Here is a 12,315-nt window from a genome sequence, read left to right as displayed (position 1 = left end):
ATTATCAGCTACGGCGACTGGACTACTAAGAATGCGGTCTTTAGCTCAATTGATTCACCAGCCATTACGGGCTACACTCCAGATAAAGCAAGTGTTGGTTCCGAAACTGCCACAGCCGACACGCCAGACGGATCTGTAACCGTTACCTACAATGCCAATGAAGAACAGGCTCGTGTTCAATACATTGACCAAGACGACGGCAACCGAGTTATTAAAACTGATAGCTTAAACGGTAAGTTTGGTTCTAAGTCGGATTACTCTACTAAAGCTGAAATTGCTGATTTAGAAAGTCAGGGTTACGAGTTAGTCACTGATGGTTATCCAAATGGGTACGAATTTAATACCGACAACCCAACCTTCAAGGTTGTCTTGAAACACAAGATGAAGACGGTTACCCCTGACAATCCAGGAAACCCAGGTGAACCAATTGATCCAAATAACCCAACTGGACCAAAATATCCTGATGGAACTAGTAAAGATAATTTAACCAAGTCAATTACGAGAACCATCCACTACGTTTATGCCGATGGTAGTAAGGCCGCTGATGATCAAGTTGAAACGGTTACGTTCACAAGAACGGCAACCTTTGACGAAGTAACGGGCAAGTTAACTTACAGTGATTGGACTTCAACGAACTCCGTCTTTGGACAAGTTGATTCTCCAGCTATCACGGGATACACTCCAGATAAGGCAAGTGTTGGTTCTGAAACTGCCACTGCTGACACACCGGACGGAAGTGTTACCGTTACCTACAATGCCAACGATGAAAAGGCTCAAGTTGAGTACATCGATCAAGACAATGGTAACAAGGTTATTCATACTGATGGCTTGAACGGGAAGTTCGGTTCTAAGTCGGATTACAGTACGAAAGATGAAATCGCTAAACTAGAAGCCCAAGGATATGAATTAGTATCTGACGGCTTCCCAGGTGATGGTTACACCTTCAATACTGATAACCCAACCTTCAAGGTTGTGCTAAAACACAAGACCAAGGAAGTTACTCCAGATAATCCAGGAAACCCAGGACAACCAGTGGATCCAAACAACCCAACGGGACCAAAATATCCTGATGGTACTAGCAAGACGGACTTGACCAAGACCATTACTAGAACCGTGCATTATGTATATGCTGACGGTAGTAAGGCTTCTGAGGATCGGATCGAAACCGTTACGTTCAACAGAACGGCCACCTTTGATGAAGTAACGGGTAAGGTAACTTACAGTAACTGGACGTCAACGAACGCTGTCTTCGGTTCAATTGTTTCCCCAACCATTACGGGATACACTCCAGATAAGGCAAGTGTTGGTTCACAAACTGCCACGGCTGACACGCCAGATTCAAGTGTCACGGTTACCTACAATGCTAACGATGAAGTCGTTCACATTAACTATGTTGATCAGGATAAAGGCAATGCCCTTATCACTAGTGATACCGTTAACGGTAAGTTTGGTAGCAAGGCTAACTACAGTACGAAAGATGAAATCGCTAAGTTAGAAGCGCAAGGATATGAATTAGTATCCGACGGATACCCTGCGGATGGCTTTACCTTTAATACTGATGGCCCAACCTTTACGGTTGTGCTCAAACACAAGACTAAGGAAGTTACGCCAGACAATCCAGGAACTCCAGGTCAACCAGTGGATCCAAACAACCCAACTGGACCAAAGTATCCTGACGGAACTAGTAAGACTGATCTCACTAAGAACGTTACTAGAACCATTCACTACGTTGATAAGAATGGTAACAAGTTAGCTGATGATGTGGTTCAATCAACTACCTTTACTAGAACGGCAACGTTTGATCAAGTTACTGGTAAGGTAACTTACAGTGCATGGACGACTAAGAGTGACGTCTTGAGTGGGGTTAACTCGCCAGTTATCAATGGTTACTACACCAACACTGCTTCAGTTGGACAAGCAACCGTTAACGCTGATTCCAACGACTCTGAAGTAACCGTTGTCTACTACGCCTTAGGTCACTTAGTTCCTGATGTTCCGGGCAGTAACCCGATCGTTTATCCAAATGATCCCAACAACCCAAGTGATGCCGGTAATCCACTTATCCCTGACATTCCTGGATACACTCCAGTTGATAAGAACGGGAACAAGTTGGTCCCTGGCACACCATATCCGATCGATCACAATGATTTAGGGAAAGATACCCCAATTCATTATGTGAAGAATGCTGAACCTTCAACTCCGGTAGCTCCAAACAAACCAGAGAAACCGTCAGCACAACCGGAACCAACTAAGCCAAGTGCACCAAAGGAAGTTCCGTCAGCACAACCGGAAGCTCCGAAGGCTAAGCAGGCCCCACAAACTCCTGCTAAAGCACCGGCTCAACCAGCTAAACCCAAAGCAAAGCAAGTTCCAGCAGCTAAGCCAGCTAAAAAGTCTGAAAAGAAGACGACGTTACCACAAACTGGTCAAAGTTCTGATAGCTTCTTAAGCCTGATCGGAACCATGCTTCTGTCACTTCTCAGTTTCTTTGGCTTAGAGAAATGGTTTAAAGACCGAAAAGAAACCAAGTAAGTTTGTGATTTAAAGATTAAGCGAGATTAATAAGTTTAAAGGCTAACATCCATTTTGGGTGTTAGCCTTTTTATAAATTCATACTTTCAAGGACTCATACCGATATTTAATCTGTGTGAGTCTTTTTTTCTTACCGGAAATGTGTTTGGTATTAAACCATTTACCATATTTCTGAAATGTTTGCTTTAATGTTAAAAGAATATTTAGTCATAATAAAAAGCTCCAAATCAGTTAGTTTTTACCTAACCATTTTGGAGCCTATTAATGTCTAAAAATTACAGAGCACTTCATAAATTAATAAAATGTTTTTTAATGACAAATTATTAGTCAACGTTTTCACGTCGAACCACACAGGTACCTTCAGGAACTTCGAAATCTTTTTGAATCAAAGTTAATTTTCCGGTATCGGCGTCTCGTGAGTAAAGAGTAGCATTGTCACTGTTTTGGTTAGCAACGATAAACATTGATTCATCGGCACTAAAGTTAAAGTCGCGAGGGAATTCACCTTCACTTGAAATCAATTGAATTCGTTTTAAATCACCATTTGGTTTAATCTTAAAGACCGCAATTGAATCGTTACCACGGTTTGAGACATAGACAAAGCGGTTGTCCTTTGAAACTTTGATTCCAGCAGCACCGTTGTGACTTTCCCAATCGTCAGGAATGGTTGAAACAATTTGTTGAATCGTGAATAATCCAGCCTCTTCGTTGTAGTCAATCACAGCAACTTTACTGCTTAGTTCACCAACAAGGTAACCCTTGCCAGTTCCTGGAACAAAAGTAATGTTTCGTGGTCCAAAGCCAGGGTGAGCGTTGACTTCGCTGACTAAGTTTAATTTACCTTGATCAGAAACATCATAGAGGTAGACGCGGTCAAGACCAAGGTCACACACTACCAGTCGATTATCAGGAGTTAGATTGGCATAATGAGGGTGTGGTCCGTCGGCCTGCTCAGGAAGTGGCCCAGGAATTCCATTATCTTGGGCACGATCGGTAAGCTTTAAAGTGCCATCTTCTTGGATTTTGTAAACGCTGGCGTGTCCCATGTGGTAGTTGGCGGTAAAGACAAATTGGCGTCTTTCGTCAATGGAAACAAAGGCGGCTGAAGTACCTTTTTCGATGCATTCCTGCATTTCTTTAGCTGGGATGGTTTTACCATCGAAAGTTGCTACTCCACCACGGAGTTCTGGTTCGTCCATATTACGATCAACGGCGTAGATCTTGTGGGCTTTTGACTCGGCAAGATATGTAGGACTCCCAATCTCGGCTACTAATTGAGTATTTTGTAATCTTTTTTTGTCGGTATCTAACTCGATTTGGTAGATCCCCTGGCTAGCATTAATGGTGTAAGTTCCAATTAAATATTTTTCAATCATGATCTCAATTCCCTCCTAATATATACAGTTTCATTTTGCCACAAAAGTGATCCTTTTGCAGTCGAAATGTATTTTTATTTATTCAAGTTTCAAATTTTATGGATGGCAAAAGTAGTAATCGTGACGGAAATGAAATTAGTTTAGTAAATCCTATTGACGTGTCACGTGAGCGGTGTAAACTATTGGAAATTTCACCTATCAATTACTCGTGAAATTATCAACAGGCTTGGAGGGATGAAAATGGGAAGCAAGGCAAAATTTGTTAACTCACCAAACGAACTTTTTGCTGGTTCGTTTGGCATCGAGATCGAGGAGGAACGGGTTGATCTGAATCGTGACAGTCTCTCTCGCTACGCTCACAGACGTAAACTAGGTGATCGACGAGGGAAAACCCACTTTCAGACTGACTTTGCCGAGTGTATGGAAGAATTGGTTACGGATAAACACACGACCACCAAAGGAGTGCTCCTACAAATGCGATCACTTCAGTCTATTCTTCATGGAACACTAGAACCAAGTGAGATTATTTGGCCGATGTCGATGCCACCCAAACTTGATGAAGATGATGTTAATTTTGTAAGAAAGACGTTTAAGCGTTTTTGGATGGATGATTATCGCAAATGGCTCGTGAGACGCTACGGAATTTTTCGTCAAATCATGTGTGGCATTCATTTTAACTATTCACCCAGTGCTCAAATTATTGAGATTTTTCAACGAAATTATTCTATTGATAGTCAGAAAGGGGCACAGTCAGAGCTGTTGTTTCAAATTGCTCAACAATTGGTAGGATATCGTTGGCTTTTAACGTACCTTTTTGGGGCCAGCCCGCTATCAGAAAATCCAGAAGATCACTTATTCGGTGCTGAAAAAAAGATTGTCCCAGTCCGTTCTTTACGTTCCAGTCAATACGGATACGAAAACTTGGATAATATCCATGTTTCTTACGCTAGTTTGAGTCAATACGTAAACAATTTGCAGCATGAGGTTAATTCCCACAAATTATTTTCCGAGAGCGAGTTTTATGGTCCGGTGCGTTTAAAGGCTAAAGATGGGATTAATTCTGTTAAGGAAGAGGGATTCGACTATCTTGAACTTCGGACCCTTGATCTTGATCCATTTGACTTTTTAGAAATTAATTTAAAAACTTTAAATTTCATCCATCTTATAATAGTTGACGGGATCGTTAATCCTCAGAAATGGACTGACGAAAGTTTAAATGAAGCAAAAGATCAAAATAATCGGGTCGCTTTACAACATCCAACTGCTCCGTTACCACCATCTTTACAGAGTAAGACTTATCGGGTCTTGGATCAGCTTGATGAATTAATTGAACATGCTCCTAATGATTTAAAACCAGAGCTAGTTCAAGCTAATGAGGCCGCTAGAAATAAGGTTGATAATCCAAACTTGACACCATCCGCAAAACTAATGAAATATGCTGAGAATCGCTCATTAATGAATTTTGGAATTCAGCGCGGTGGGCAACTAAAAAAAGAGTATGAAAATCAGAGCCTTGAGGATGCTTTTCCTGGGGTTCAACCAGATACAGTTAATCAATACATTGAGAAACAAAAGGGAGTTTAATGAGTATTCGTTAACTCTCTTTTTTGAATCATCCCGAGACTATATAAATGACACACCCGGTATGTTATACTTATAAGAGTTTGGAGGTATCAAAATGGCAGATAACGAACAATTTGTGATTATCACGGGCATGAGTGGAGCAGGTAAGACACTGGCCATGCAAACATGTGAAGATTTAGGATACTTTTGCGTTGATAATATCCCACCTTCTTTAATTCCGAAGTTCATGGAATTGGTTCACACTTCTAGTGAAATTAAGAAGGTTGCTTTAGTAATTGATTTAAGGGCTCCAGCCTCATACCACGAAATTGTTGATACCTTGGTTAATATGTCTAACGACAAAGACACTGAGGATCAGGTGATTTTTCTCGATGCCTCTGACGAAAAATTAGTGTCTCGATATAAAGAAAGCCGGAGAACCCATCCCTTAGCACGAAAAGGGCGGGTAGTTGATGGAATTGAAAAAGAACGAAAATTAATGAAAAGGGTCAAAGACTCTGCTGATCTTGTTATTAATACAAGTGATTTGACCCCACAGGAATTACGTGAGGAAATCATTCATAAGTTTAAGCTCTCTCATTCAGAGCCATTTCACGTTGAATTAATGTCATTTGGATTTAAATATGGGCTTCCAATCGATGCTGACATTATTTTGGATGTGCGTTTTTTAAAGAATCCATTTTATGTGGTTAAGTTAAGAAGTAAGACTGGAAAAGATCAAGATGTTTATGACTACGTTATGAACCAAGATGAAGCTAATGAATTTTATGAAAAAGTCTTTGACCTCGTTAAATTTACGTTACCTAAATTTAAAAAAGAAGGAAAATCGACTGTCACCATGGCAATCGGTTGTACTGGCGGTCAACATCGTTCGGTTGCAATGGTTGAACGATTGGCTAAGGATATCAAGGATCAACTTGGATATCCAGTTAATGTCACTCACAGGGACATTAACCGTCACAAAGGGGTTAAATAAATGATTGATAAAGTAGGTAAAAGAATCGGACGTCCTAAAATGGTTGTAATTGGGGGAGGAACCGGTTTACCTGTAATTTTAAAAAGTTTAAAAAAGCGTGATGTTGATATTACCGCTGTTGTCACGGTGGCTGATGATGGGGGGTCATCAGGGATCCTTAGAAACTACATTAATGTTTTGCCACCGGGAGATATTCGCAATGTTATAGTGGCACTTTCGACGTTGCCTCAGATTGATTTGGATATCTTTCAGTATCGCTTTGAATCTTCCGACAAGTTTCTTGCTGGGCATGCCATTGGCAATTTAGTAATTGCGGCGCTTTCTGAAATGAGCGGCGGCTTTTTTGATGCCATCCAAAAATTGACCGACATTATGAAGGTCGATGGGCATGTGTATCCGGTGTGTGATGAAAGTCTAGAACTACACGCTGAGTTTTCCGACGGGACGACCATGTCTGGAGAATCTGAAATTACCAATTCTGACAAAATGATTAAAAAAGTGTGGGTTGAATCTACTGATGGCAATAAGAAGCCAGAGGCAGTTCCAAGTGTGATCAATGCGATCATGAACGCTGACCAAATTGTTTTGGGACCGGGAAGCTTGTTTACCAGTATCTTACCCAACCTGATGGTTGATAATGTTGGCAAAGCGGTTACTGAGACCGATGCGGAAGTTGTTTATATTTGTAATATCATGACTCAGAAGGGTGAAACCGATAATTTCACTGACGCTGATCATGTCCAGGTTTTAAATCGTCATTTGAAAACTAATTTTATCGATACCGTTTTGGTTAACAATAAAAAAGTCCCAGCAAGTTATATTGATCATCAACGCTGGGGTGATGAAGCTCAACCAGTGAAATCTGATTTTAAGGGTTTAAAGAAACAAGGTTGTCGGGTAATCTCTTCTGATTTTCTTGAATTAAGAGACCACGGAGCTTTTCATAATGGATTACTAGTGTCCGATGAACTGATTCGTTTATTAGGACAACCTAAAATTCGCCATTAGGGGATGATTAGATGTCATATGCTAGTGACGTCAAAAAAGAATTAACTAACCTAGAAGTCCATCGAGCTAACGCAAAAGCAGAACTGATGGCATTGATTCGAATGAATGGAACACTTAAAATATCCGAAAAACACCTGGTGTTAGATGTTCAGTCCGAAAATCCAGCAATTGCTAGACGACTGTATCAACTTTTACTTCAGTTTTATCACGTTGAAGGAGAAGTTCTGGTTCGAAAAAAGATGAAACTAAAAAAGAACAATCTATACGTGGTGCGTTTGAATCATCATGTAAGAGCAATCTTGGATGATTTGGGCATTTTGGATGGAAACAAGATTATTGAACGGGTGCCATTAGAGTTACTTAAAGATGATGGGCAGGTTCGTTCTTACTTACGTGGTGCATTCCTAGCGGGGGGATCCGTTAATAATCCAGAAACATCTCGGTATCACCTTGAAATTTATTCAACGTATGAGAATCATAACGAAATGATTGCGGAGATGATGAATCGTTATCATTTGGGCGCTAAAACTACCACGAGACGAAGCGGGTGTATTGCGTACCTGAAAGAAGCTGAAAAGATTGCGGATTTTCTGCAACTAATTGGGGCTACTAATTCTATGTTAAAATTCGAGGACATTCGAATTGTTAGAGACATGCGGAATTCCGTTAACCGACTTGTAAACTGTGAAAATGCCAATATGAACAAGGTAGCCAATGCATCAACTAGGCAAATTGAAAACATTCAGTTTATAAAAGAAACCGTGGGGCTTAAAAAGTTGCCACCAAAGCTTCGAGACGTTGCCGAGGTTCGCATGAAGCATCAAGAAGTGAGTTTAAAGGAGTTAGGTGATTTGGTTCCAGGAGGACCGATTTCTAAGTCCGGCGTGAATCATCGGTTACGCAAGATTAATGAGTTTGCAACTCAATTACGTTCCGATAATGCCTAATGAAACGAACAAAAAAGCAGCAATTAGAATTATTCTAATTGCTGCTTTTGTTATAAACAGAAACTAATTATTTTTTGTCAGAACTGTTTTTCATGATACCATCAATCAAACCGTAATCGACTGCTTCGTCAGCGGTAAGATAATTGTCTCGTTCAGTATCACGGTTAACTCTTTCAAGGGGTTGACCGGAATTTTCGGCAAGTAATTCATTAATCATCTTACGAGCACGCAAAATTTCTTTTGCGGCGATTTCAATTTCAGTTTGTTGACCTTGAGCACCACCAGATGGTTGGTGAATCATGATTTGAGCATGTGGCAATGCAAAGCGCTTTCCTTTGGCACCAGATGAAGCCAAGACACTGGCCATTGATGCTGCCATCCCCATTACGATGGTTTGAACATCGGCGTGGATGAAGTTCATCGTATCGTAGATTGCCATTCCAGAAGTGATAACACCACCTGGTGAGTTGATGTACAAGTAGATATCTTTGTCAGAGTCTTGAGCATCCAAGAACAATAGTTGAGCAATAATTGCGTTAGCCATATCATCCTGGATTTCACCGGATAACATAATGATTCGGTCTTTTAGAAGACGTGAGTAAATGTCATATGCACGTTCACCTTGTGGTGAGTTTTCGATGACAGTTGGAACTAAATTCATATCCATACTCCTCCTTTGATAATTTCAAATTATATCAAGTTATAAAAGTCATTCTACATTAAAGGTCAACAAAGGTCAAAAACTTTGCTTGATGATAATTATGCGATTGATTCACGTGAGTATTTGTGTAAATCAACTTCTTTATTGTAGTTCATCTTAGTGTCTTCTGGGAAGTAAACACCATACCAAAGAATGAAAGTGTAGATGGTAAAGATTTTTTGCATGCTGGATTTACCTTCCATGTGTTCTTTCAGGATGCGGTCTAATTCGTCCACATTAAAGAACTTTTGGGCAATATCGGAATGAAATGCTGTTTTGATTTTATCATGGTATTTGGGTTCTTTGATCCATTGTGCGATTGGGGATGGGAAACCTAGTTTTTCTTTGTCGGCAACAACCTTTGGTACTTGCGAGGAAGCCGCTTTTCGAAAGGCCACTTTAGTGATTGGATTGCCGTCTTTATCAAATGAAATTCGGGTCTTAGTTGGCATCGTTTTGGCGAATTCTGCTACGTCTTTGTCAACTAGTGGAGTTCGAACTTCAAGACTGTTAGCCATGCTCATCCGGTCAGCCTTTTGCAGGATATCGAAAGGTAACCAGGTGTTAATGTCAAAGTACTGTTCCTGCGTTACTTCGTCCTTACCAGCCACTTCATCAAAAATGTGTTTGGTGTATTGACCAGTATCAAAGTTAAGTGATTTATCTTTTAAGACGCGCTCACGATCGTGTTCGTCAAACACGTAGTTAACCCGATAGTATCGTTCATACAACGGTTGTGCACCACGGATTAAGAAACGACGACCGTGAAAACGTGGGAGTGATGAGGCAATTTTACCGAGAGCGGTTCTAACAAACTTTGGTACCATCTTTTGGTACTTCTCAAAGGTGAAAGCTTCAAGGTACGTATTGTATCCGCCAAAAAATTCATCAGCACCTTCACCTGATAATGAAACAATTAGGTCTTTTCTAGCACTATGTGACAGGTAGTAAAGTTGTGGAGCAGAAGGATTAGACAGTGGTTCGTCCATGTAGTACATCATAGTAGGAAGGAAATCGAAGTAGTCCTCACCATCAATTGTGGTGGCCGTGTTCTTTTGTCCAATTTCTTTTGCAAACTTAGTTGACCATTTTAATTCACTGTACTTAGAACCGTTAAACCCAAGTGAAAATGATTGCATGGGTTTAATCTTAGCGGCTTCATTTAGCACATAGCTGGAATCGACACCACTTGATAGAAAACTACCCAAAGGAACGTCAGACGCCATGTGTGCCTTAACACTGTCATCAACTAATCCTTCGATCTTTTTAGCGTCCCCATCAATGGTTTGCGAATTATCAATGTGATCGTAGTTGTACTTGTAGTATGTGTCAGTGGTAGTTTTACCATCTTTATAGATGAAATACTGTCCTGGCATCACCTTATAAACGTTTTTAAACATTGTTTCTGATGATGGGATGAATTCGAAACTTAAGTGAACTGGTAATAATTTGGTATTCAGTTCTTTTTTAAAATTAGGGTTTGCCAAAAAGGCTTTGATTTCGGATCCCCACATGAAGTTTGTTCCATCATCATAGTAATAGAGTGGTTTGATACCAAAGTGGTCTCGAGCTCCGAAGACTTGGTGTTTCTTTGAATCGTAGATTGTAAATGCAAACATTCCGCGAAGCTTTGAAAGTAATTTTTTCGGACCCCATGCTTCGTATCCGCGAATTAAAACTTCTGAATCACAGTCAGTATCAAATTTTTGACCTACTGCAATTAATTCTTTTTGTAAATCTTTATAATTATAAATCTCACCATTAAAGGTTAAAACGTCGGTATCATTATCACCAAACATTGGTTGATGACCATTGGCTAAGTCAATGATTGATAAACGACGAAAACCCATTGAGATTTCATCATTTTGGAAGAAACCATCATCATCTGGTCCACGGTGTTTAATTCTTTTAGCCATGCTTTTGATAGTATCCTTCGGGATATTATTTTGGTTAATATAACCAGTAAATCCACACATAGTATCCTCTCCTTTTCAATTGCTTATTAAATTGATTATTTCTGCTAACCAAACTCCATTAACTATCTTAAGTTGTTCGCACACAAAAGGCTAGCTATGTATGGCTAGTCTCAATAAAATATTAATAAATTTGTCTATTTAACGGTTACATTATGGGTTACATTGCTTACGGAACAGCCCTTGTTAGCCGGAACTGTCTAATTAATTTTTAGACGAACGCTTAACCGTCATCCGCTTTAACGGAAACAAGATTCCAAGAATCAAGCCAATACTTAATGTAAATGAAAACATAATTATACCAATAATGGTTCCGACTTTCATCATTAAATCATGACTAAGCATGGCATCAAGATTGATAACACAACCAATTATAAAGATTACTACCCATAATATCGGAGATAAAATCTCGACCTTTTTCATTAAAGGTTTGTCTTGTATAATGGTTTTCCAGTTCTTCTCATAGAGAATAATGATGCACATGTCAATCACGAAGAGAGGGATTAACCAAAGGTCACGTAAATTAAAGGGCAAAATAAATAATATTATCCCAATTACGAGTAAGACCAGCTCAAAAAAGTAAGCATACTTTGAGATATAACCATACCGTTTTATACGGATCATCTTTTGTCTAAAACTTAATTTTGGTTTGTGGCTATTTTCAGGGTTGTTACCGGTCAGGTTACTGACTGGAACTTGATAAAGGGTAGCAAGGTTGCTTATCGCATTTTGATCAGGCTTACTTCTACCATTTTCCCACGCTGAAATGGTTTTTCTTGAAACGTTAATTTTATTGGCAACTTCTGCTTGAGTTAATTGATTTTGTTTTCGATACTTTTTAAGGTTTGCGTTTAATTTCATATATAAGTTCCTACAGTTCGACTTAACCTCTATTATAACGGTAATGGTCAATTGAAAGAAATTAAAAGCAGTGAGCGAGACTCTCTCACTGCTTTATGCGCATGGACGGAATCGAACCGTCATCTCAAGAACCGGAATCTTACGTGCTATCCATTACACTACACGCGCAACACAATATTAAATATAGTAGATTAGAGGAAAAAACTCAAGATAATAATGGTTTTTAATTACAAATGGGGTTTGTTTTTGCTATACTATTTCTGGTAATGAATTTCGAATTCATTGTCACAATTTTATCGCTTGTAGCTTGTCATTTGGTGTTTTTAATCACTGACATGATTTGGCAAAAGTGTTAAGA

Annotated in this window: 9 protein-coding genes and 1 tRNA gene; 5 read left to right on the top strand and 5 right to left on the bottom strand. The window is 39.6% G+C overall.

Features of this window, described 5'->3' with window-relative positions:
• Positions 1–2,532 (top strand): mucin-binding protein (locus AC6UDF_RS05925; protein ID WP_500724023.1); only part of this gene is annotated, 2,532 nt, incomplete at its 5' end.
• A 323-nt stretch (positions 2,533–2,855) separates the two neighbouring features.
• Here the strand turns inward: AC6UDF_RS05925 and AC6UDF_RS05920 are convergent.
• Complete coding sequence (locus AC6UDF_RS05920; RefSeq protein ID WP_500694287.1) at positions 2,856–3,908, bottom strand: lactonase family protein; 1,053 nt, start codon at positions 3,906–3,908, stop codon at positions 2,856–2,858.
• Positions 3,909–4,148: 240 nt separating this feature from the next.
• Between AC6UDF_RS05920 and AC6UDF_RS05915 the strand changes: the two genes are divergently transcribed.
• From AC6UDF_RS05915 to whiA, 4 genes are all read left to right on the top strand, one after another.
• Positions 4,149–5,492, top strand: a complete 1,344-nt coding sequence (locus AC6UDF_RS05915) for a glutamate--cysteine ligase (RefSeq protein WP_500694288.1) — start codon at positions 4,149–4,151, stop codon at positions 5,490–5,492.
• 94 nt (positions 5,493–5,586) lie between these two features.
• Positions 5,587–6,468, top strand: a complete 882-nt coding sequence (gene rapZ, locus AC6UDF_RS05910) for an RNase adapter RapZ (protein WP_500694289.1) — start codon at positions 5,587–5,589, stop codon at positions 6,466–6,468.
• Entirely contained in the window at positions 6,469–7,476 is a 1,008-nt protein-coding gene (gene mgfK, locus AC6UDF_RS05905; protein ID WP_500694290.1) for a gluconeogenesis morphogenetic factor MgfK, read from the top strand.
• Between the two features lie 11 nt (positions 7,477–7,487).
• Positions 7,488–8,423: a DNA-binding protein WhiA gene (whiA, locus tag AC6UDF_RS05900; RefSeq protein WP_500694291.1), complete on the top strand. Its 936-nt coding sequence runs from the start codon at positions 7,488–7,490 to the stop codon at positions 8,421–8,423.
• A 67-nt stretch (positions 8,424–8,490) separates the two neighbouring features.
• Here whiA and clpP read toward each other — a convergent pair whose 3' ends face one another.
• The 4 genes from clpP to AC6UDF_RS05880 form a co-directional block, all read right to left on the bottom strand.
• Positions 8,491–9,084: an ATP-dependent Clp endopeptidase proteolytic subunit ClpP gene (gene clpP / locus AC6UDF_RS05895; protein ID WP_500694292.1), complete on the bottom strand. Its 594-nt coding sequence runs from the start codon at positions 9,082–9,084 to the stop codon at positions 8,491–8,493.
• Between the two features lie 98 nt (positions 9,085–9,182).
• Positions 9,183–11,099, bottom strand: coding sequence for an asparagine synthase (glutamine-hydrolyzing) (gene asnB, locus AC6UDF_RS05890; protein ID WP_500706795.1), 1,917 nt, complete (start codon positions 11,097–11,099; stop codon positions 9,183–9,185).
• A gap of 201 nt (positions 11,100–11,300) precedes the next feature.
• Positions 11,301–11,957 (bottom strand): helix-turn-helix domain-containing protein, encoded by a 657-nt coding sequence (locus AC6UDF_RS05885; RefSeq protein ID WP_500694294.1) that lies wholly within the window; start codon positions 11,955–11,957, stop codon positions 11,301–11,303.
• 96 nt (positions 11,958–12,053) lie between these two features.
• A tRNA-Arg gene (locus AC6UDF_RS05880) sits at positions 12,054–12,125 on the bottom strand.
• Between the last annotated feature and the right edge of the window lie 190 nt (positions 12,126–12,315).

This window comes from Fructilactobacillus sp. X2R6C1 (assembly GCF_059901295.1).
Note: the sequence above shows the minus strand (reverse complement) of the source record. Positions and strands in the feature narration are given on the sequence as shown.